The sequence below is a fragment of the Bradyrhizobium sp. AZCC 1678 genome, from assembly GCF_036924765.1.
GTDB classification, from domain to species: domain Bacteria; phylum Pseudomonadota; class Alphaproteobacteria; order Rhizobiales; family Xanthobacteraceae; genus Bradyrhizobium; species Bradyrhizobium algeriense.
In genome coordinates this window covers 5666360-5688466 of the sequence record NZ_JAZHSE010000001.1, presented here as the reverse complement: position 1 = coordinate 5688466, position 22107 = coordinate 5666360, and the positions used below count along the sequence as shown (strand labels likewise).

The window sequence follows — 22107 nt, the reverse complement described above, 5'->3', positions numbered from 1 at the left end:
GACGCCGGCCTGCTTTCCGGCTCAGGTGCCTTCGCCTTCCTTTGCCGCGCGGGCGCCGGCGACTTTTTCATGGCCGGCGGCCCAGAGCGCATGCTCGTCGCTGCCATCCTGATACGGATTGGCTTCCGCCGGCATGTTCTGGCGTGCGGCGCGCTGGCCCTGCTCGAAAGGGTCCGGGTCGGAATTCATGATGGCGCCTTTCCGGTTTTCGATCTTGTCGTCTTCGGCGTCGCGTCCTTGGAAAGCCTCGCACTCTTTCGCAGCGCATCCTTCAGATCAATGGGAATGCCGTGCTTCTTGAGCAGGTCGGCAAAGGCTTCGTCGGCCAGTTCCTGAAACGTCCCCATTCGATCGCGTGCAAGCTGGGTGAGCTTGTCGAGCGTGTCGTCGTCGAAGGCGATCAATTTGCGCAAGCGTGACCACTCCGGGCATCGAGCGGATGTGAATGAATGATCGGGCGGCGGAATCGTTCCGGCAGGAACAACGGCCGGGCCGCCGTCGTTGCTCCGAAAAGGAGATTTCCCATGAAGCTGGTATCTGCAGCCGCCGCAGTTGCGGCAATCACAATCCTGATATCCCCGGTCGCTTCGTTTGCCCAGAGCGCAGGCGGATCCGCGGGCGGGTCGTCTGCCGGCAGCAGCAGCGGTAGCGCCGCCGGCTCGCCGAGCGCAGGCTCTGCCGGTGCCGGTTCGCAAGGCATCAGCGGCGTTCCTCCCGGGCCCGCCGCTCCCGGAGGACTTAACAATGCCGGCGAAGATCCAAGCGGCGCGGCGAACGCGTCCAGGCGCGCGTCTCCACCTGCGCCTGGGACCAACACCGCCGGCACGGCGCAGTCGTCTGGCGGCGGCGTCAACACTGGCAGCGGCGTAACCACGGGGTCGGGAAGATCGGAAAAGGACGTCGACACCGCAATCTCCGAAGAGAACAAGATGATCGATCGCAAGGTGAAGAGCATTTGTCGCGGCTGCTGATCTCCCGGAGCGCAGGTCGCGCAGATGTGAGCAAAATTGCCCAGCCGTCTCGGAGAACCCGTCCTAAGGTTGGTGCGGGATCTGTGAGGATCTGACGCCGAGAGCGTCGAGCCTTCGAACTCAAGATCACGGAGGATGTGTCATGTTACGCAAAATGATGGTCGCCTTTTTCGTGACCGCCTCAGTCGCCATGCTGGCCCCGGATACAGCTTCGGCCCGTTTTGGTGGCGGTGGCGGTGGCGGTTTCCGCGGCGGCGGGATGGGAATGGGTGGCGGCGGCTTCCGCGGCGGCGGGATGGGAATGGGTGGCGGCGGTTTCCGCGGCGGCGCGGTCGGAATCGGTGGCGGCGGCTTCCGCAGTAGCGGGATCGGAATAGGTGGTGCGGGCTTCCGCGGTGGCGGGATTGGAGTGGGCGGACCTGGCTTCCGCACTGCCGCGATCGGAGGACCTGGCTTCCGTGCTGCCGCGATCGGCGGCGGTTTCCGTTCGGCCGCTTTGCCAGCAGCCGGATTTCGCGGCGGCACCTTCGCCGTCAACCGCTTCCGCGGCGGCTTCCATCCCGGATTCCGGCATCGCAGATTTCCGGTGGTAGCGGTCGGCCTTGGCCTTGGCCTGGGCTACGGGCTCTACGGACCCTACGGCTATTACAACGACTATGACTATGATTACGGCTATGACGATTCCTATTATTACGGCGATAGCGGCTGCTACATCGTTCGCCGGAGTGTGCTTACTCCATATGGCTGGCGCATTCGGCCCGTTCAGGTATGCGGCTGACCTGGGACGTCCGGTCGCACGACGAGGAGCAAAATAGGCCAAGTCAACTCCGAGAACTCGTTCTAGACTTAACCCGGGATCTGCGAGGATCCGACGCCGAAAGCGTCGAGCACTTCGAGGGCGAGATCACAGCGGCATGAATAGCGCGACCTCGGTGTTTTCATCACCGGGGCCGTGGTTTTTATTCCGTTTGCTGATGCGCCGTTTGCATCTGATCAGGGATGTTGAACATGCTCACAGCCCCGGCATTGACGTTGCTATTTCTGATTATCGTGATTTGTCTGGGTGCGGCCTTCGTCTGGATGTTCTGGGAAATCGAGCAGAGGACGTCCAGGCCGCATCGGATACCCAAGCCATACCGCAAGAGCGATCGCGTCGGATAGGCGATCTCGACAGCGTCGTGCGCTATCGTGTACTGCGCGCGATGCTTTGGCGTCTGCCGTCACCAGCCATCATTCGCAATTTTCCGAAAAATTGCGACTATTAGTTGATGCATCCTTAGATGGTCGCATGGAACTTTGCCGCGCGTACATGGAACCTTCGCATGTCTGGCAAAGAATTTGTGGAGGCGGGAAACTTGTAGTGCCGCGACCTGTCGCGGATGGTGGCTTGATTGATCGTCTCATCCACGTCAGATCTCTCGTCGGCCCTCAAATCGTGCACACGAGAGTTTCGAGCTTCCGTCAGCTTGATCGCGCTGTTGTGGGGCTTGTGTTGCGCGCAGCCGGCGATGGCGCAATCGCTGCCGACCGGCGGAACGGTGGCGAGCGGGAACGTTGCGATCGGTTCGACTTCGCCGAGCAGTCTCACGGTCACCCAGTCGAGCCGCACCGGCATCGTCAACTGGTCGAGCTTTTCGATCGGGCAGGGCCACCAGGTTCAGTTCGATAACGGCAGCGGCGCGACGCTCAACCGCGTGACCGGCAATGTGCCGTCGTCGATCAACGGCGTCCTGTCGGCGACCGGCTCGGTCTACCTCGTCAACCCGTCGGGGGTGGTCGTCGGGCCGAGCGGCGTGATCAATACCGGCGGCAGCTTCGTGGCCTCGACGCTCGATGTGAAGGATGCGGAGTTCCGCGCCGGAGGATCGCTGACCTTCAGCGGCAACAGCAACGCCTCGGTGGTGAATCTCGGCAAGATCGGCGCGTCGAAGGGCGACGTCGTCCTGATCGCGCGACAGGTTCGTAACGACGGCTCGCTGAGCGCGCGCAACGGCACCGCCGCGATGGCGTCCGGCAGCGAGGTGATGTTGAGCGACGGCTCGCTCGGCAACGGCAAGGTGCTGGTGCGGCGTCCGGCGCGGGACGGCGAGATCCGTAACAGCGGCGCGATCCGCGCCGCCGAAGTAGAATTGCGCGCCAATGGCGGCAACATTTATGCGCTCGCCGGCAACACCGGGCGGGCCATCACGGCAACAGGCGTCGCCAGCAAGGGCGGACGAATTTTTCTCACGGCCGAGGGCGGTTCGGTCAATGTGACGCAGAAAGTCGTGGCGCGGCGCGTGCAAGCTAACGCGGCGCGGGGCTCGTTCAGCGGCGGCGACGTCGTCGTCAGCGGCAACAAGGTCGTGGTCGGCGGCACGATCAAGGCGAAGGGCGACGGCGGCGCCGGCGGCACCGTCGTGGTGACGGGCACGGACATCACCCTGACGTCGGGCGCTGCGCTCGATGCCAGCGGGACATCGGGCGGCACCGTGCTGATTGGCGGCGACCGGGCCGGTGGATCGGACGCCGCGCTCAAGTTTCTGCCGCAGACCATCGCCAATGCGCAGAGCACGACGGTTGAGGCGGGTGCGACGATCACGGCCGACGGCACGTCGGGCGCCGGCGGCAATGTGGTGGTGTGGTCGGATGGCACGACGTCGTTTGCCGGCGCCATCAGCACCGGGGGTCTGCGCGGCGGCTTCATCGAGACGTCAGGGCATGTGTTCAACTTCACCGGTGGCAGCGTCAATGCCGGCAGGGGCGGCGCCTGGCTGCTCGATCCCGTGGATCTGAGGATCGACCCGACGCTCGCCGGCACCATCGCGACCGCGCTCGACGCGGGCAGCAATGTCACCCAGCTGACGAGCGCGTCCGGCAGCGGCGGCAACGGCGACATCACGGTGGCAAGCGGCATCAACTGGTCGAGCGATGCAACGCTGACGCTCAGCGCCTATCGCAACATCGCGATCAACAGCAGCATCACAAGCACCGGCGGCGGCGGTGTCGTGCTGGCCGCGGACAATGCCGGCACGGGGACAGGCACCGTGACGTTCGGCGGCGGGCAGGTATCCACGGCGGGAACGGTCTCGATCTACTACAACCCGACCGGCAGCAGTTCGACCGTCAATGCCACCAAATACACGGCGCCAACGCAGACGAACTTCACCGGCAACGTCACCGGCGGTGCGACGCTCAAGACGAACATGCTGGTCAACAATGTCTACGACCTGCAGAACATGAAGAACAACCTTGCCGGCACCTATGCGCTCGGCCGCGACATCGATGCTGCAATCACGTCCGGCTGGAACAGCGGCGCCGGCTTCGAGCCGATCGGGGCCGGGACCAGCTTCAACGGAAACTTGAACGGACTGGGCCACACGATCTCCGGCCTCTTCATCAACCGGCCGACCCAAAACGTCGGGCTGATCAGCTATCTCGGCACTGCCGGCACGGTGAGCAACGTCGGCGTCATCGGTGCGACCGTAACCGGCAGGACTGCCGTCGGCGCGGTCGTCGGCTCGAACTACGGGGCGGTCACGAATGCCTACTCGAGCGGATCGGTCACCGCCACCGAAGCCGGCGCCGGCGGTCTCGTCGGCTACAACTTTCAGACCGTGTCGAATGGCTATTCGAGCAGCACCGTGAGCGGACCGCTCTACGTTGGCGGCGCCATCGGGCTGAACAATATCGCCAGTCTCGGCGGCGGTAACTTCTCCGCCGGCTCGATATCGCAGATCTATACTACGGGCGCCGTGAGCGGCCCGAGCTATGTCGGCGGGCTGGTCGGATACAACGGCGGCTCCGTCACGGCGTCCTACTGGGACAGCTACACGAGCGGGCAGACGTCCGGCATCGGCGTCGGTTCGGGTAGCGTGACGGCGGTGACCAGCGACCCGGCGCTATCAGCCGCGGCGAACTATGCGTTCAAGCAGAGTGCCTACGGCAATTTCGATTTTACGCCGAACAATGCGCCTACCGGCTGGTTCATGATCGACGGCCGGACCCGGCCATTTGGCCAGTGGGAGTATTCCACCAACATCGCCAACACGCATCAGCTTCAGTTGATGGCGATGGACCTTGGTGCGAGCTACACGCTCACATCCAACATCGATTTTTCGAGCGGCCTTGCCGTGGGAGGCAAGTATCCCGGCATGTGGTCGGCGAGCGGCTTCTCGCCGATCGGCGATTATTCCAACCACTTCGCGGGAAGCTTCGACGGCCAAGGCCGTGTGATCTCAAATCTTGCGATCGACCTGCCATACACTAACCATGTCGGACTTTTCGGATACGCCGGAGCCGGAGCTGCGCTGAGCAATGTCAGCTTGCAAGCCGCAACTGTCGCTGGGGCGGCGCGCGTCGGCATCCTGGCCGGCATGTCGAGGGGGACCATCAGCAATGCCTCCGCGACCGGCACGGTCACGGCCGGTGGTTATGGCGGAGGGCTGGCAGGCGAATCCTCAGGTAGCGTCGCCAGTAGCTGGGCGGCCGTCGCGGTCGCCGGCACAACCACCACCAGTTCGTCCATGGGCGGCCTCATCGGATGGAACAACGTGGGCGGCACCATCCAGGATAGCTACGCGATCGGCAACGTGACGGCGGGTACCGCGGGCACGCGCGCCGGCGGCCTCGCCGGTAACAACAATGGCAGCATCCTCAGGAGCTATGCCACTGGGGCAGTCAGTGGTGGCAGCCAGGGAGTCGGCGGCCTGGTCGGCTTCAACAGCGGTACGCCGCCGGCAACCATTGTTGAGTCCTATGCAACCGGAGCAGTGACCGCCACAGCTTTCGCGGGCGGACTGGTCGGCATCAACACCGTGGGAGCTTCGGTCAGCAAGTCCTACGCGACTGGAGCGGTCACAGCCACGGCAGCCGCCACCGCATCGACAGCCGGGGGACTGATCGGCAGCAACTCCGGAGCCGTCACTCAGTCCTATGCGACAGGGGCCGTCAACGCCACGTCCGCTCTCGCGGCTACAACGGTAGCGGCCGGCGGGTTGATCGGCATCAACTCCAGCACGGGCACAGTCACGCAGTCCTACGCAACCGGCGCCGCGGTCAGCGTGGTCTCGGTTTCCGGCACGTCAACAGCGGGTGGATTGATCGGCAGGAACGTCGGCGGAGCCGCCGTGATGCAGTCCTACGCGGTCGGTGCGGCCACCGCCACCGCCGCGGCCGGGACAGCAATGGCGGGCGGACTGATCGGCAGCCACAGCAGCACGGGCACGGTCACACAGACCTATGCGACGGGTGCGGTCAGCGCCATCTCGCCTTCCGGCACCGCAATGGCCGGCGGCCTGATCGGATCGGCCACCGGCACGGGGGCCGTTACGTCGTCCTACTGGGACACCGATACGTCCGGCAGGGCGAATGCCGTCGGCAGCGGCGCCAGCACCGGCATTTCGGGCCTCACCACCAGCCAGATGCAGGATCCCGCAAACTATGCGTCGACCTATGCGGGTTGGGATTTCGCCAATGTCTGGTCCGCGCCGAGCGCCGGCTACTATCCGCAGCTCTACGGCGTCAATTACGTGCTGCGGGTCGCGCCGGACAATGCATCGCGTGTCTATGGCGATGCCAACCCCGCGTTCACCTATTCGATCTACGGCCTGCATGCCGGCGATACGGCCGGGATCATCACTGGCGTCTCGGTATCTACGGCGGCAACGACGGTATCGAATGTCGGCAGCTACGCGATCACCGCCACGGCCGCCGGTGCCGTTAGTGCCTCCGGCCAAGCCTATCGCTTCATCGATGCACCCGGCACATTGGCCGTCACGCCGCGTTCGATCACCGTGACGGCCGACGCCCAGAGCCGTGTCTATGGCGACACCAATCCGGCGTTCGCCTATCAGGTCGGCGGCTCAGGCCTCTTCAATGGTGACACGCTGTCGGGCGCGCTGGCGACGTCAGCGACGACAACCAGCAATGTCGGCATCTACGGCATCACGCAGGGCACGCTCGGCTCGCCGAACTATACGATATCGTCTTTTACCGGTGCCAGCCTGACGATCACGCCGCGCGCGATCACGGTGACTGCCGATGTGAAGAGCCGCGCCTATGGCGAAGCCAATCCTGCGCTGACCTATCAGGTCGGTGGCTCGGGCCTCGTCAATGGCGACATGCTATCAGGAGCGCTCGCGACATCGGCGACGACTTCCAGCGCTGCCGGCGTCTACGGCATCACGCAGGGAACGCTGGCGGCCTCATCGAACTACGCCTTCGCCTTCGTTGGAGCGTACCTCACGGTTACGCCTGTGGCGGCCCCTCGCGTACCGACCGCAGAACTCGGAGCTTACGTGAAGTCGCGGATGGCTTTGCCCGCGCCGCAGCCGCCCGAGCAGATGCGCGAGCCCGTGAGCCTCGAGCAATCGGCTCCCGCAATCATCTGCAAATCCAGGCAATGCCTTGAGCTTCCTCATCCGCACAATCGGCGGATTGGCGAACGCGCCAGATTCGTCGACACGATGATCGATCGCAATCGGCTGCCAGCCTTTGTCGACAATTGATGTTGAGTGCGTGCGTGAGGCCAGCGCAAGCGGCCACACACATTCGAATCTGTCGATACACGCATAAGTTGGCGTAAGCGGATAGGCTTCAACCATTCGCGCTGTAATTTTGTCACAGGTGGAACTCAACCTTAAACCGTTCTTAATCCATAAACCATATTGGTTGATTTATTCATTGTTCGCCGTGTGCGACAGAACGTCGGAAACGTGCAGCACATGCAGACTCACGCGTCGATATCCCGAAGCCCAGGCAGGCTCCGGTTGTCATGATGGCGTCGCTTTCAGGACATTTCGGATCGCGCATGACGCAACGGGTGCGAACATCCGCGCATCATGGAAGCGGAATCGGCACCTGTTGCGCGCTGATCATGACCTGCACGGTTGCGATCGCGCCTGATGGCATTGCGCAGGCGCAAGTGGTGGAGCGCAATCTGCCGCCGGAGCCGCCGCGTCGCGCGTCGGCGATCAAGATCGATACCAACGATCTGCTCAAGAGCGATGACGCAACGCCGCTTGGCGTAAATGTTCAAGCCATCGTTCTGATTGGAGCAAACGCCGGCGCGACGCCGGTCAGCGGTGTGAAGGGTGTCGATGTAAGTCAGGTCAGCGGAATCGACGGCGCCGCGCTTCGCGAGCAACTCACGCCATTCGTCGATCGGCCGCTCAGCCGCAAGCTGATTGCCGAAGTGCAGGCGGCGGTGGCCGCGGCTTACCGCGAGGCCGGGCGACCATTCGTATCGGTCACGCTGCCGCCGCAGGAAGTATCGTCCGGCGTGCTCCAGTTACGCGTGATCGTCTTCAAGGTCGCCGGCGTCAAGGTGACGGGAGCCGCAGCCGAGAGCTATCCGCAAAGCCGCATCCGCCTGGTCCCCGGACAGGAAATCGATGCCCGCAAACTCGAGACCGATCTCGATTGGGCCAACCGCAATCCGTTTCGGCAGGTCGAAGCGGTGTTCGGCCCCGGCAAGGATCTCGGCCTGACCGACGTCAACATCCAGGTGACGGACCGCAAGCCGTGGCAGGTGTACGCCGGCTATGCCAACAGCGGCACGCTCCTGACCGACCGCAATCGCTATTATGTCGGCGCCAGCGGGGCGCCGTCCTCCGATATCTTCGCGTCCTATCAACTCACCGGCAGCAGCAATTTCTGGATGGACGACGGACTGTTCAGCCGGCCCGACGACGCCAAATATGTCAGTCAGGCGGGGCGGCTGCTCACGCCGCTCGGATTACGCACGAGTCTTGAAGTCGTGGGCGATCATGTGCTGACCAATGAGCGGCCCAACGATCTGTTCCGGATCAAGACGCAAACCAGCCAGGCATCGGCAATCGTTCGGACCGCGCTGTCCGGTCTGCTGCCGCCTGCGGCCGGCGATCTCCTTGGCGGCGTCGAACTCAAGCACCAGCTACGCACGACCATCTTCGATGGTACGCCTGTCGCGGAGGGTAGCGCCGATGTTGCCCAGTTGGTGGTCGGGTGGAACGGGCGCTGGTCGGACAATCTGGGCGCCAACACCCTCGACGTCCGTTTCAAGTCCAACCCCGGCGGCATCCTGTCCGGCAACAATTCGGGTGCCTGGAGCGCCTTCACCAACGGACGTGTCACCGACGTGCAGACCAATCTCGTCACCGTCGAGTTTGGCCGCGTGACGCCGCTGCCGAAGGGCCTGTCGCTGAAATCGGAAGTATCCGCGCTGGCATCCTCCAAGCCGCTTCCGGACACCGAACGCATCGGGCTCGGCGGGATCCACGCCGTGCGCGGTTATGTGACCGAAGACGGTGCGGTCGACCAGGCCCTGATCTTGCGCAACTCGCTCTACGTCGCGATGCCCAGCATGCCCGCCTGGATGCCGGGCACGCTGGCGCCGTTCCTGTTGGCCGACGTCGGGTGGGGGCGGGACCTGTATTTCCGGCGCGGCTCCACGCTGTCGTCGGTCGGGGGCGGACTAGACTTTGCGGCCGGGTCGAACTTCAATTCCAAACTGCTGGCGGCGAGGGCAATGACCGACGGGTTGCACACCCCGGTCGGCTCCTGGCGCGTGTCGCTGCAGGCGTCAGCAAGCTATTGAGCGCCCCTGTTTCAGCTCACAGATTTCGGGCTAAAGCGGGATGAGATTCGGTTGGGCCGTGACAACGGACCATTTTTCTTTCTCCTGCCCGGACGCAAGCAGCACGAGTGCGGCGAGCCGGCCCCTTCTACTTTGCATGGGGTTGTTTTCGCGATTTTGTGTCCAGGCTCTGCATGCCGCCGAAGAGGCGCTGCGCTGGCCTAGCTCAACCAGCCGGTTAGTGGGAGGCGCACGGCGCAACGGCCCAAAAATCGGGCACAAAAAAACAAGGCCGTCGACGCAGTATACCGTCAACGACCTTGCCAGCCCCGGATATTGAAATCGGCTCACGCCATCCGGTGAATTTCAGGATGCCCGGGATTCTCACGGGGATATGTGAACCAGTTCACAAAGGCGGAAAAAAGTTGCGACAAGGCGTGCCGTGGCGGTGGAAAATATCCCGTCGTCCGCGGTCTGGTGCAGTGGCCCGAATCGGACCGCCTCCCAAGGTAGCTGCAATGACGGTTGTTGTGAGGCGGCTATAGGGTCAGCCGCGCGCCTTGGCGCGGCTGCGGTTCGCGCTCCGGTTTGAGCGGGGCTTTGCCTTGGCCGACCGCGTGCGCGGCGAGGCAGCCGCGGCGGGTTCGGAGGCTTGTGCGCTGGCAAAGGATTGCCGCAGGCCATCGATTGCTTCGGTGAGCGTTCCGACCTGCTCGGAAAGCTTCCTGGTGTCGGTCTGCTGCGCGGCGAGCAGGCGGCGCACGGTCAGCAACTGATCCTGCACCACCTGCAACTGATCGATCGATTCCTGCTGCGTCGCTTCCAGACCCTTGGTCTTCTCGACCAGTTGTTCGGACGCCTGTGCGGCGCGCGCCTGCAACTGCCGGGTCGCAGCCACGCGTTCGGTCTCGGGGGCGCTGCCGGTATAGGCACGCCAGAGGGTGATAGAGGTTGCGCCAACCACAACAATGACGAGGGCCGCAGCGGCGATCGCAATCGGCTGTCCGCCGAAACGCGCGATGGGGCTGGCACTCCGGGGCGCGAGTTCGATCATGCGACTCCAAATCCGGACGTGATTCTAAAGTTCCAAAATAGCACAGGCCAGACGGCGCTAAAACCCCGGGATTTGCCGTGAGGCCGCGGGATTCCGGGCAAAACCCCGCAAGATCAGGGTTTGGGGCGGCAGGAATGGCCCTTGGGGCTAACGGAGATGCGCCTGGATGAACTGACCGGCGTACGCCAGCGCGCGCCGGCCGTCCTGGAGGCCAGCATTCCAGACCGGCCATGCATGGATCATGTGCGGCCAGATTTGCAGCGTCACATCGACATCGGCTGCGCCGGCAGCCTCGGCAAGCCGCGCCGCGTCCGCGAGCAACGTCTCGGCCGATCCGACCTGAATCAGGATCGGCGGAAAGGCCTTGAGGTCGGCGAACAGCGGCGAGATCAGAGGATCCCTCCGATCGATGGAGGGCGGTGCGTAAGCATCCGCGAGTTCGTCGAGATAGACCTTGTGAATCAGCGGATCGACGGCGTCCTTGGTCGCGAGCGTGCTGCCTGACATCGTGAGGTCGGTCCAGGGCGAGACCAGCCAGGCGCAGGCGGGCAGCGGCTCCCCCGCCGCGCGCAAACGGCTGATCAGCCCGAGCGTCAGGTTGCCGCCGGCGCTGTCGCCGCCGACGGCGATATTCTTGGCCGCAATGCCTTGCCGGCGCAGAAAGTACCACGCGGTGAGCGCGTCCTCATGGGCGGCGGGGTAGGGATGTTCGGGGGCCAGCCGATAGTCGATCGCAACCGTGCGTGTGCCTGCCGCGCGCCCGGCCTCCGTCACCATGCGGCGGTGGCTGACAATCGAACCGGAGCAGTATCCGCCGCCGTGGAAATACAGCAGTACACGCGAAGGCTCGCTGCCCGGAACGATCGACCACTCGCCGGCGACACCGTCGCAATCGACGGCCTCGCATGTCACATCGGACGCCACCGGCCAGGTCGATCCGACCTCATTGATGCGTTGCCGCCGCTCCGACCAGCCGACCGGCCGCGGCTTCGAACCCAGCAATGCACGGATGGCGTCGATCTCGCTGTGCGCCACGGCAGCTTCTCCCGATGAGGCGTCCATCATGGCACATCGTTCGTGCAGCGCAAAAATCGTAACGGAGACGAACCGGGAGGAAGCCAAAAAATTTTTATGGGGCCCTTGAAACCAAATGGCGGTTTTCTAATTTTTTTTGCTGCCGCCGTTCGGCGGTCCGGGCGCCTGATGGGCCCGGTCTTGAGACGGGCACCGGTCGTGTCCGGTGCCGCTCGTATCCAACTTGCTCTATGGAGGATTTGGCTATGCGCACATACGACCTCTCACCCCTCTGGCGTTCGACCATCGGCTTCGACCGCCTTTTCGACCTCGTCGAAACCGCGCAACGCGCTGGCGAGGATAACTACCCACCCTACAATATCGAGCGGCTGGGCGAAGACCGCTATCAGATTTCGCTCGCGGTCGCCGGCTTCTCGGCCGACGAGATTGCCGTTACCGCCGAGCAGAACACGGTGACGATCGAAGGCCGCAAGGCCGAGCAGGGACAGCGCGAATATCTCTATCAGGGTATTTCCGCGCGCCCCTTCAAGCGCCAGTTCAGCCTTGCCGACCATGTGCAGGTGAAGAGCGCCTCGTTCGAGGACGGCCTGCTGCGCATCGAACTGTTCCGGGAAGTCCCGGAGGCGATGAAGCCGCGCCGCATCGCGATCAACGGCATGGCGCCTGGTAGCGTTCAGCAAATCGAGGCGAAGGCGGCTTAAGCCCGTCGCGGCTCGCGAAGGAACCAAAAGGCTCCCGCCCGAACATTGCGGGCGGGAAGCGTTTTCTACCTTTGGGAGGATAAACCGATGATCGACCAGGCAGACAATGTGTTTGATCTTAATGCGGTGCTGCATCCGGCGACCGTGTTCGATCACCCGCGCGATGTGGTTGCCGACGCGACACTTTCACTGAGCGAAAAGCGCGCGATCCTGGCGTCCTGGGCCTCGGACGCGGCGGCGGTGACTTCGAATCCCGCGTTGCGCGAGTTGGCGGGCGCGAGACGCATCGTGACGATCGACGAGGTTCTCGAAGCGCTTTCGTTGCTCGACCACAAACCGCCGGGACCGCCCGGCGGCAAGCCCATGCGGCAAAAATCGACGTCGCGCGTTGGGCTGGCGGCGTAGGCTTCGAGCTATCCTTGTCCCAAAAAAGTTGCGGCCAGCCTTTGGGGGAAGGCTGGCCGCGCGCGAACCGGTCTGGGACGGGGAGGGGTGGGGATGTGACCGGGTCGCGGGTTCGTAAAATCCTTTCGTTATCGATCGCGTGACGAGGCGGTAGCGACCGCCGGGCGGCTGTCACCGAGCGAGACCCACACATTGGGATCGCTCTGCGACTGACGCTTGACAAAGCGGTAGCCGGTCTCGGTCCAGGCCAGGACGTTTTCGTTCTGATTGTCGAGAACGAACTCGCCCTTGTCGGTCTTCACGGTCAGCACCGCGTGGCCTTCGCCCTTCTTGTCGCGCACCACCGTGATCAGCAGCGCTTCGCGCGGCCATCCGGCGTCGATCAGCATCTTGCGCTTCAGAAGCACATAGTCCTCGCAGTCACCGTAACCGTCCGTCGGCAACGACCATTTCTCGATCACACCCCAATGATCCATGTCGGTGATCGGCTTGACGGTCTCGTTGACCCACTTGTTGACCCGCAGCAAATCCCGCCACGCCGTCTGCGACATCACGATGTCGCGCGGCTGTGATGGGCCGCCACGGCAATCGCCGGGATTCTCGGCGCAGAATTCGACCCAGCCGATCGGCGAACGCGCGGTCTCGCCCAGGCTGGCATAGAGAGCTTCGCCGGCTTTCGCCGAGACGCCCATTGAAGCGTTTAACCCCAACAGGACGGCGATGACCGCCAGTCCCTTCCCCTGTCCCCTGAACAACATTGTGGCCCCCGTTTCTTGTTGGGACCATGTTTTGCACAAAGGATTTGCGCCGCTGCTAAGTCAGGCAAGTACATTTGACGTGAATACAAGTAAAAGCTGCGGCTAATTCGATCTATACTTGAATCGAATTCGAATAAAATTTGAAACAACTGCAATTGATTCAAATTGGATGCATTAAGGGCTGTACGCTGCGATAGCAGCAGATGCGCCCTCAAAAGCGCCCTCCGTTAACCGACTTCGGCCGGTGCCCGGACAGGAAAAGGCGGCATCCGGTAACGCGGATACCGCCTTTGAGACTGAAAAATCAGGGATTTTTGTCGGCCGGCGCTTTACCGCGCGGTAACCGCTTCTTCGAGCGCCTCGCCGACTTGCTCGTGGACGAACTCGAGTGCGAAGCCTTCCTCGAGATTTCGCACCACGCGGGACTGCACCTTGCCCAGCATGACCAGCGATTTCAGCGGCGGGCGGTTCTCCGCGGCGATCGCAGCGCCCGACAGCGACAGGTCGATGATGCGGCAGGTCATCTTGCTGCCGTCCTCGAGCGTGAGCAGCGCGATCGGGTTGCGCGGAATGATACGGTCGTGGCGGCGGTCTTCCGGCAGATTGAGGATATCGCGGTTGGCAAGCCAGGTGAGCTGGGCGGCGAGCTTGTCGCGCTTGCGCGCGGTGGCGCCGACCGTCATGGCAAAGCCGTTGTCGATGATGCGGGTGATTTTGCCCTCGACCCGGCCGATATGGTCCAGATAGGCGATCACGCGGTCGCCGACATTGCCGATGCCGGGCGCCAGCAGGGCCAGTCCGCCCGGCGACATGTTAATAATCTGGCAAGGAAATTCGCGGCGGTCCGGCAGCATGTAGCGGCCAAGCAGGTGGACTTTGACGCGCTGAAAGCGCCGTCGCTCCTCGGCGGACGGTACGGTGGTTGTTTTCTTTTGCGCAAACGACATTTCGCTACCCGACAGCCGGTCCTTCGGCGTCAGAAAGACCCTAAGGCCGACAGGGTTAACGATGTGTTAGCGGCGGTTGCATCAAGTGTTGGCATTCACGCGGATCGGGGTTGGCTGCGGCGGGTCCGAGGTTCTCCGGCCTCACGGCGTTGCGCGCGAGGCGCCGCCGACCGCCTCGGCGCTCCCGGGACTTCCCAGGCGGCGCAACCCCGGCCGCCGTGGCAGGTCGGCCGGCGTCTTGACGTTGGTTGCGAGGCCAACAGCCTCGAAGCTCCTGATCAGCCACCAGCCGAGATCGATTTGTCCCGGCAACAGCCCCAGCTTTGCGGATTGCGGGAAAGCGTGGTGGTTGTTGTGCCAGCTCTCGCCCATGCTGATCAGCCCCGCGAGTCCGACATTGTATCCCTGTGCGGCGACGCCATCGATCACCCAGGTCTGGCCGCCCCTTCGGTGGGAGAAATGGCCGATCAGCCAGTGGCCGGTCACGCAGACGCTGATCCGAACGAAAATGCCCCAGACCAGCCAGCTCCAGCCGCCGATGACGAAGAACAAGATCGCCCAGGGCAATTGTTGCCACATCCACGTTCGTTCGACGAAGGCGTAAAAGCGGTCGTTCGCCAGCCTCGGTTCGAGCCGGAATTCCGGCGGGTGCTTCAACACAAGATTGCAATGCAGTTGCCACCATGCGTCGCGCCAAAAGCCGGCGCGGTGGCAGGAATAATCGTGGCACTGCGGCTGGCGCTGCGCCCAATCTCTGAAATCGTGCAATCGCACCATCCCGTACGGACCGGCCATTCCCACCAGCGTGCCGAGATAGACGCAGAGATGTTCGAGCCATAGCGGGCAGTCGAAGCTCGAATGGATCAAGCGCCGATGCATGCCGACAGAGTGTCCGAAGCAAAGGGTCACGCCGCTGGTGGTGACGAAGAGGAGGAGGGCACTCCAGGTCAGAAACATTGGCCCAAGGGCGACGGCGAAGGCGGTCATCGCGCCGATCCACAGCGATTTCGATGGGCACCAGCGCACCTTCCCGTCGAGCGGGTCGGTTTCGTCATCCGCGAAAATGCGCTCCGAGCCGGGCATCAGCTTCATGCGACTCGATTCGTTCCCGTCGAAGTTGCCGTCGCAGGCTGAGCTTACCTGGCCTGTGTGTCAAATCGTGGGGATGGTAATGCGAAAGCCGGTCACTCGTGGCGGGGCCGCATTCGGCCGAATGAACGGATGTGCGACGTCACAAGGCGATTGTTGCGCGCGGTGGCATTAGGGTTACTCTCGCGTCCGGCCGGGCCCGGCCGAAAATGCCAGCGGACGGAGGAACCGAATGCCGGGAGTTAAGCGGGAACGCGACGACAGCGTCGGCGTGCTGACACTGGACGAGCCTGAGACCCTCAACGCGATGACGCCCGATCTGTTGGGCGATCTCGCGGCAGCCATTGCCGAGATGACCGACGATCCGCAGGTGAGGGCGCTGGTGCTGACCGGCGCCGGCCGCGGTTTTTGCTCGGGCCAGAACCTCAAGGCGGCGCAAATCCTCGGCGAGGACATCGCCGCTGGCGTGATGAAGTATTACTGGCCGGCGTTCAAGGCGTTGCGCGAATGCCGCGTGCCGGTCGTGGTGGCGGTCAACGGCGTGGCGGCGGGCGGCGGGTTCAGCCTTGCGATGGCGGGCGACATGATCGTTGCCGCGCGTTCGGCGCGCTTCATTCAGGTGTTCAGCCGCATCGCGCTGGTCCCCGATCTCGGTTCGACCTGGCTGTTGCCGCGTCTCGTCGGCCGGCAGCGCGCGCTCGAACTGATGATGACCAACGAGCCGCTCTCGGCCGATCAGGCCAGGGAGTGGGGACTGGTCCGCGAAGTCTTCGACGATGCCGCGCTTCGTGACGGCGCGCTTTCGCTGGCGCGCAAACTGGCAAGCGGGCCGACGCGCGCTCTCGTCGCGACGCGCCGTCTGATCGACGAAAGCGAGCACGCCAGCTATGCCGATCAGTTCCGCCGCGAGATCGAAACGCAGGCGCAGATCCGCCTGAGTGCCGATGCGGTGGAAGGGCGCAACGCGTTCCTCGAGAAACGTGCGGCGGTGTTCACCGGACGCTGAGAAAGGACCAGACCATCATGGGAAGCGAGAATGTTGCCGACCTCATCGCAGAGACCCTGGCCCAGGCAGGCGTCAAGCGTATCTTCGGCGTAGTCGGCGACAGCCTGAACGGCCTCACCGACGCGTTGCGCAAGCGAAAGGCGATCGACTGGATTCACGTCCGGCATGAAGAGGTCGCAGCCTTTGCCGCCGCGGGCGAAGCGCAGATCACGGGTGAGCTTGCGGTCTGCGCCGGCTCGTGCGGGCCGGGCAATCTGCATCTCATCAACGGCCTGTTCGATGCGCACCGCAGCCGCACGCCGGTACTCGCCATCGCCGCGCAGATTCCGTCCGCCGAAATCGGCGGTGGCTATTTTCAGGAGACGCACCCGCAGGACCTGTTCCGGGAATGCAGCCATTATTGCGAACTGGTTTCCGATCCGGCGCAATTGCCTTACGTCCTGGAAAACGCCATCCGTGCGGCCGTGGGGAAACGCGGCGTTGCCGTCATCGTCATTCCCGGCGACGTCGCGTTGCGATCGGCGCCAAAGCGCGGCATCTCGCCGAATGCCGGGTTGCTGCCGGCTCTGCCCATGGTCCAGCCGGCCGCCCCCGAACTGGAGGCGCTCGCCAAACTCCTCAACGGCGCCAAGCGCGTCACGCTGTTCTGTGGCCGCGGTTGTGCCGGGGCGCACGACGCTCTGATGCGGCTTGCCGAGACGCTCAAGAGCCCGATCGTGCATGCGCTCGGTGGCAAGGAGCATGTCGAATACGATAATCCCTACGACGTCGGCATGACCGGCTTCATCGGCTTCTCGTCCGGCTATGCGGCGATGCATGCGTGCGACGTGCTGCTGATGCTCGGCACTGATTTCCCCTACAAGCAGTTCCTGCCGACGGACGCGAAGATCGCCCAGGTCGATATCCGCCCCGAGAATCTCGGCCGCCGCTGCAAACTCGACCTCGGCCTTGTCGGCGACGTCGGCGCCACGATCGGTACGCTCTTGCCGAAACTGAAGGCGAAGACCGATCGCAAGCATCTCGACGACAGCCTGGCCCACTACAGGAAGGCACGCGCCGGGCTCGACGAACTCGCGCAGGGGACGCCCGGCCAGAAGCCGATCCATCCGCAGTATCTGGCGCGCCTGTTGAGCGAACAGGCGTCAGGGGACGCGGTGTTCACAGCCGATGTCGGCACGCCGACAATCTGGGCGGCGCGCTATCTCGCCATGAACGGCCGCCGGCGCCTCATCGGTTCCTGGGTTCACGGCTCGATGGCCAACGCCATGGCGCACGCCATCGGCGCCCAGGCTTCGCAGAAGGGGCGGCAGGTGATCTCGATGTCGGGCGATGGCGGCTTTGCCATGTTGATGGGCGACCTGATCACGCTGACGCAGATGAAGCTGCCGGTGAAGGTCGTGATCTTCAACAATGGCGTGCTGGGTTTCGTGGCGATGGAGATGAAGGCCTCCGGCTTCATCGAAACCGGCGTCGATCTCAAGAATCCCGATTTCGCGGCGATGGCCCGCGCCATGGGCATTCACGCGGTGCGGGTGGAGGACCCGGGCGAACTCTCAAACGCGATCCGCGACGTGCTGGCCTATGACGGTCCGGCCGTCCTCGATGTCGTCACCGCGACGCAGGAATTGTCGATGCCGCCGACGATCACGGCAGAGCAGATCAAGGGTTTCAGCCTCTGGGTGCTTCGCGCCGTGATAAGCGGCCGCGGCGACGAGGTAATCGACGTGGCCAGGACCAATTTGCTGTCGCGTTAGGCGGTGTGATCGGGTGCAACCTTTGATTCGGCTGGATGGCTGTTCAGTGTGATAGACAATAAGGCTCCATGTCCAAATGGCTTAAACAGTTTCTGTTTGGAATTTGGGGTCTTCTGCTGATCCCACTGATCGCGCCTATCCTAAAAAAATGGTTGGAGGAAAACGTCTTCTCCGATCCTAACGATGTGGCTACGACGGTTTTTCGTAACGCTGTGGCTACGCCCGCTTTTGATAACCTTCTCGCACTGGGCCAACAGCGCCGGTTTAAATTTGCGTTGGTCTTTTTGACCGGGGTCGTACTTGGCGTCTCATTGGAATGGTTGAACCGGAAGACGGATGAAAAGAAAGCTTCCGAGCTCCGGAGCCTCGGCTCTAAATTTCGCAGTCTTTCAGATAGCATCAAAATTCGGAGCGCGTCGTCAGGATGGCCGGACAATGTGCGCGATCTCAAACCTGCAATGATGTCTGCATTTGGCTCCGCCAGGAAATTTCATCTGTGGGTCCCGGATGAGCACGTGTACCGATTGCCGGATGCGTCATTCCTTTGTGAGTACTTCAGCTGTGTCGGCAAGCTTTTAGAGGAGGGACAATTTGACAGGGCCAACAATGAGGCGCTCTCCTGGAAGCCGTTCCTCGATAACGTGACGCTGTCCTGAGTTTACGCGCTGGTTCAACCAAACTTGGGCCGCCGTGCTGCGTGCGTAATGAGTCCGCGCCCAAGGCAGGAACTGTGGTATCCTCCGTCAAACGCGATGGGACGGTTCAGTGAAGCGGCGGCCCCTCAAATGGCCCTTGCTGCTCGTGCTGAGCGTCCTCGTGCCCTGCGATTGCACACGGATCTGAAGCTAGCTCTCCCGGATATCGAGGAGGACCAAGTCGTGAAGCGGGACTTCGACCTCATCGTCTATGGTGCAACGGGTTACACTGGTCGTCTCATCGCCGAGTATCTGGCGACGTCCTATCGCGGCGACGATGCTCCGTCCTGGGCGATCGCGGGGCGCTCGACCGACAAGCTCCAGAAGGTGCGTGCCGACATCGGTGCACCAGACGATTTGCCTTTGGTTATCGCGGATGCCGCCGAACCGGCCAGCCTGCGTTCGATGTGCGAGCGTGCGGCCGTGATCATCACGGCGGTCGGGCCTTATCAGCTCCACGGCCCCGAGCTTGTGGCGGCCTGCGCGGCCACGGGCACGGCCTATGTCGATCTGTGCGGCGAACCGGCCTGGATGCGGCGCATGATCGACGCCCATCACGAAGAGGCGAAACGGACCGGCGCGCGCATCGTCTTCTCCTGCGGCTTCGATTCCATCCCGTTCGATCTCGGCGTGCTTACGTTGCAGGAGAAGGGGCGCGAGAAATTCGGACGCCCGGCGCGACGGGTCAAGGCCCGCCTGCGCAAGGTGAAAGGCGGCATGTCTGGCGGCACCGCGGCGAGTGCTCAGGCGACATTGGCCGCCGCCGCGCGCGACCCGGCCCTGATCCGGCTGCTGACCGATCCCTTCGCGTTGACTCCGGGGTTCACCGGGCCGTCTCAGCCGTCGGGCCTTATTCCCGAATACGACCCGAGCCTGAACGTGTTGCTTGTCCCGTTCCCAATGGCGCCTATCAACACCAAGAATGTGCACCGCACGAATTTCCTGTTGGGTCATCCCTACGGCACGGACTTCGTTTACGACGAGATGATGGTCGCGCCGGGATTTGGGGAAATCGCTGGTGTGGCGACGGAGACGTTCGCCACGATGGTTTCCTTGCTCGGGACCGGCGGTCTCAAGCGCGGCGCAGGCCCTTCCAGGGAAGAGCGCGAGAAGGGCTTCTACGACATCCTCTTCCTGGGCGAGCTGCCGGATGGCGGACGGGTCGAGGCGGTAGTCACGGGCGACCGCGATCCGGGCTACGGCTCGGCCAGCAAGATGATCGCCGAGAGCGCTCTCTGCCTTGTGCGCGACGTGCAGGGCGATGGCGGCATCTGGACGCCGGGCGCACTGATGGGTCCGGCGTTGCGCAAGCGTCTGAAGGAGCGCGCCGGCCTCACCTTCAGCGCGCGTTGAGGTAACACTCAGAACTGCAGCGGCGCGCTGGATATCGCGGCGATCTCGGAAATCACAAACTGAAAAAAGCAGGGAGGATGCCATGGGCGGTGCAAGGCTAAAACATTACGGCTGGGGCCGCGAAGACGAAGGCATGACTGCCGAGGAGCAGGCTTTCGTGCTCGGCCGTTACCACGCGAAATTCGCGCGCGATGCGTTTGAGACAGAAGCCGTGCCGCGTGTCGAGGACCTGGCACTGCGCGCGCCGCGCGTTGCATTGCCGAGCTCACTTGCCGCTTTCTGTACGAGCGAACGCTACGACCGGGTCGCGCATACCTACGGAAAATCCTATCCAGACTACGTGCGAGCCATGCTCGGCGACTACGATAGCGCGCCCGATGTGGTCGCATATCCGCGAAACGAAGCAGAAATTTCCGCTGTGATGGACTGGGCCGGTGGTGTCAGCGCCTCGCTGACGCCGTTCGGGGGCGGGTCGAGCGTCTGCGGTGGCGTCGAGCCGCGAATAGATGGGCTTCGCTACAAGGCGGCCGTCACACTTGACCTGCGCAATCTCGGCAAGGTTGTCGAGGTAGATCAGATATCGCGCGCCGCACTGATCGAAGGCGGTGCCTTTGGTCCATCGCTGGAGAACCAGCTTAAACCGCACAGCGTGACGTTGCGGCATTTTCCGCAGAGTTTCGAATATTCAACCCTTGGCGGCTGGATCGCGACGCGATCGGGTGGCCATTTCGCCAGTCTCTACACGCATATAGATGATTTCGTCGAAAGCCTGCGCGTCGTGACGCCGCGCGGCATACTCGAAACGCGTCGATTGCCGGGATCGGGTGCTGGACCGAGCCCCGACCGCATGTTCATAGGCTCGGAAGGCACGCTCGGCGTGATTTCGCGCGCCTGGATGCGATTGCAGCCACGTCCGAAATTCCGCGCCGGCACATCGGTTCGTTTTCATTCGTTCTTCGGTGCGGCACGCGCATTGCGTGCCATCGCACAGGCCGGCCTCTATCCATCGAACTGTCGCATCCTTGACGCGCAAGAGGCGTTCAACACCGGTGCGGCCGACGGCAGTGTCGCGATCATGGTGCTCGGCTTTGAATCCGGCGACCATTCGCCGGATGCCTGGATGGCACGAGCGCTCGAATGCTGCGCCGACCATGGCGGGACGCCGGAAGCCGCAAAAGGCAGCGATGCACATCTCGAAGGCGCAGCAGGAATCTGGCGGAACGCTTTTATTCGCATGCCATATGCGCGCGAGTTTTTGACACCCGCCGGTCTCATCAACGACACGTTTGAGACCGCTATCACCTGGGATCGGTTCGAAAGTTTCCACGACAAAGTGAAGGCGGCGACGGAGCGTGCGATCCTCGAAGCGACCGGCCTGAAAGGCGAGGTCACATGCCGCTTCACCCATGTTTATCCGGACGGGCCCGCGCCCTATTTTTCTTTCCACGCACTCGGTCGCCACGGTGCGCTTCTGGAGCAATGGCAGGCGATCAAGAATTCGGCCAGCGACGCGCTGATTGAGGCGGGCGGCACGATCACGCATCATCACGCTGTTGGCCGTGATCATCGGCCTTGGTACGATCGCCAACGCCCGGATCTTTTCGCGGCCGCGCTTCGGGCGGCAAAAAGAGAACTCGATCCACAAGGCATGCTCAACCCGGGAGTGCTCATCGATCCGTAACGCGGATCTTGAGTGAGGTTGTCGAAACCCCTAGATCTCAAGACAGGACGCCCCGTTGCGCTATCGTCTTGGCTGTGCCGCCCGCCGCAGTGCCCTACCGGGCGAGCGGTTTAGTCCTTTGG

Annotated in this window: 19 protein-coding genes; 11 read left to right on the top strand and 8 right to left on the bottom strand. The window is 63.2% G+C overall.

Going from position 1 to position 22107, the window contains the following annotated elements; translation table 11 throughout:
- Window positions 1-21: 21 nt before the first annotated feature.
- The 3 genes from V1294_RS27370 to V1294_RS27360 are packed head-to-tail and all read right to left on the bottom strand — an operon-like array spanning window position 22 to window position 955.
- Window positions 22-189, bottom strand: a complete 168-nt coding sequence (locus tag V1294_RS27370; RefSeq protein WP_334501503.1) for a ribosome modulation factor — start codon at window positions 187-189, stop codon at window positions 22-24.
- Complete coding sequence (locus tag V1294_RS27365) at window positions 186-413, bottom strand: hypothetical protein (RefSeq protein WP_108516731.1); 228 nt, start codon at window positions 411-413, stop codon at window positions 186-188. Before V1294_RS27365 ends, V1294_RS27370 begins: the two co-directional genes overlap by 4 nt.
- Complete coding sequence (locus tag V1294_RS27360; protein WP_334501501.1) at window positions 401-955, bottom strand: hypothetical protein; 555 nt, start codon at window positions 953-955, stop codon at window positions 401-403. Before V1294_RS27360 ends, V1294_RS27365 begins: the two co-directional genes overlap by 13 nt.
- 158 nt (window positions 956-1113) lie before the next feature.
- Here V1294_RS27360 and V1294_RS27355 point away from each other — a divergent pair, with 158 nt between their 5' ends.
- The 4 genes from V1294_RS27355 (at window position 1114) to V1294_RS27340 (ending at window position 9528) form a co-directional block, all read left to right on the top strand.
- Window positions 1114-1749 carry a hypothetical protein gene (locus V1294_RS27355; protein WP_334501498.1) on the top strand — a complete coding sequence of 212 codons (636 nt, stop codon included), beginning with the start codon at window positions 1114-1116 and terminating at the stop codon, window positions 1747-1749.
- Window positions 1750-1885: 136 nt separating this feature from the next.
- Entirely contained in the window at window positions 1886-2236 is a 351-nt protein-coding gene (locus V1294_RS27350; protein WP_334501496.1) for a hypothetical protein, read from the top strand.
- Between the two features lie 201 nt (window positions 2237-2437).
- On the top strand, window positions 2438-7459 hold the full coding sequence (locus V1294_RS27345; protein WP_334501493.1) for an MBG domain-containing protein: 5022 nt from the start codon (window positions 2438-2440) through the stop codon (window positions 7457-7459).
- A gap of 302 nt (window positions 7460-7761) precedes the next feature.
- Complete coding sequence (locus tag V1294_RS27340; RefSeq protein ID WP_334501491.1) at window positions 7762-9528, top strand: ShlB/FhaC/HecB family hemolysin secretion/activation protein; 1767 nt, start codon at window positions 7762-7764, stop codon at window positions 9526-9528.
- Between the two features lie 526 nt (window positions 9529-10054).
- Here the strand turns inward: V1294_RS27340 and V1294_RS27335 are convergent.
- Together V1294_RS27335 and V1294_RS27330 are read right to left on the bottom strand one after the other, a co-directional pair.
- Window positions 10055-10561 carry a hypothetical protein gene (locus V1294_RS27335; RefSeq protein WP_334501489.1) on the bottom strand — a complete coding sequence of 169 codons (507 nt, stop codon included), beginning with the start codon at window positions 10559-10561 and terminating at the stop codon, window positions 10055-10057.
- 147 nt (window positions 10562-10708) lie between these two features.
- Window positions 10709-11596, bottom strand: a complete 888-nt coding sequence (locus tag V1294_RS27330; protein WP_334501487.1) for an alpha/beta hydrolase — start codon at window positions 11594-11596, stop codon at window positions 10709-10711.
- Window positions 11597-11841: 245 nt separating this feature from the next.
- Between V1294_RS27330 and V1294_RS27325 the strand changes: the two genes are divergently transcribed.
- Complete coding sequence (locus V1294_RS27325; RefSeq protein ID WP_334501485.1) at window positions 11842-12297, top strand: Hsp20 family protein; 456 nt, start codon at window positions 11842-11844, stop codon at window positions 12295-12297.
- A gap of 87 nt (window positions 12298-12384) precedes the next feature.
- Complete coding sequence (locus V1294_RS27320; protein WP_334501483.1) at window positions 12385-12702, top strand: hypothetical protein; 318 nt, start codon at window positions 12385-12387, stop codon at window positions 12700-12702.
- Window positions 12703-12830: 128 nt separating this feature from the next.
- Here V1294_RS27320 and V1294_RS27315 read toward each other — a convergent pair whose 3' ends face one another.
- The 3 genes from V1294_RS27315 to V1294_RS27305 form a co-directional block, all read right to left on the bottom strand.
- The gene (locus V1294_RS27315) at window positions 12831-13460 is read right to left on the bottom strand and encodes a transglutaminase-like cysteine peptidase (RefSeq protein ID WP_334501481.1); all 630 of its coding nucleotides are present in this window, start codon (window positions 13458-13460) and stop codon (window positions 12831-12833) included.
- Window positions 13461-13789: 329 nt separating this feature from the next.
- A complete protein-coding gene (locus V1294_RS27310) occupies window positions 13790-14407 on the bottom strand; it encodes a PilZ domain-containing protein (RefSeq protein ID WP_108516750.1) in 618 nt (205 codons plus the stop codon).
- A gap of 141 nt (window positions 14408-14548) precedes the next feature.
- On the bottom strand, window positions 14549-15499 hold the full coding sequence (locus tag V1294_RS27305; protein ID WP_334501479.1) for an acyl-CoA desaturase: 951 nt from the start codon (window positions 15497-15499) through the stop codon (window positions 14549-14551).
- A 229-nt stretch (window positions 15500-15728) separates the two neighbouring features.
- On the opposite strand from V1294_RS27305, the gene V1294_RS27300 reads away from it, so the two are divergent.
- The 5 genes from V1294_RS27300 to V1294_RS27280 all read left to right on the top strand — a co-directional run bounded on the left by V1294_RS27300 (window position 15729) and on the right by V1294_RS27280 (window position 21985).
- The gene (locus V1294_RS27300; RefSeq protein WP_334479307.1) at window positions 15729-16502 is read left to right on the top strand and encodes an enoyl-CoA hydratase-related protein; all 774 of its coding nucleotides are present in this window, start codon (window positions 15729-15731) and stop codon (window positions 16500-16502) included.
- 17 nt (window positions 16503-16519) lie between these two features.
- Window positions 16520-18256, top strand: a complete 1737-nt coding sequence (poxB, locus tag V1294_RS27295) for a ubiquinone-dependent pyruvate dehydrogenase (protein ID WP_334501477.1) — start codon at window positions 16520-16522, stop codon at window positions 18254-18256.
- 68 nt (window positions 18257-18324) lie between these two features.
- Window positions 18325-18912, top strand: coding sequence for a hypothetical protein (locus tag V1294_RS27290; RefSeq protein WP_334501474.1), 588 nt, complete (start codon window positions 18325-18327; stop codon window positions 18910-18912).
- A 222-nt stretch (window positions 18913-19134) separates the two neighbouring features.
- The gene (locus V1294_RS27285) at window positions 19135-20304 is read left to right on the top strand and encodes a saccharopine dehydrogenase family protein (protein ID WP_334504844.1); all 1170 of its coding nucleotides are present in this window, start codon (window positions 19135-19137) and stop codon (window positions 20302-20304) included.
- An 82-nt stretch (window positions 20305-20386) separates the two neighbouring features.
- Window positions 20387-21985: an FAD-binding oxidoreductase gene (locus tag V1294_RS27280; RefSeq protein ID WP_334501471.1), complete on the top strand. Its 1599-nt coding sequence runs from the start codon at window positions 20387-20389 to the stop codon at window positions 21983-21985.
- The last annotated feature ends 122 nt before the right edge of the window (window positions 21986-22107 follow it).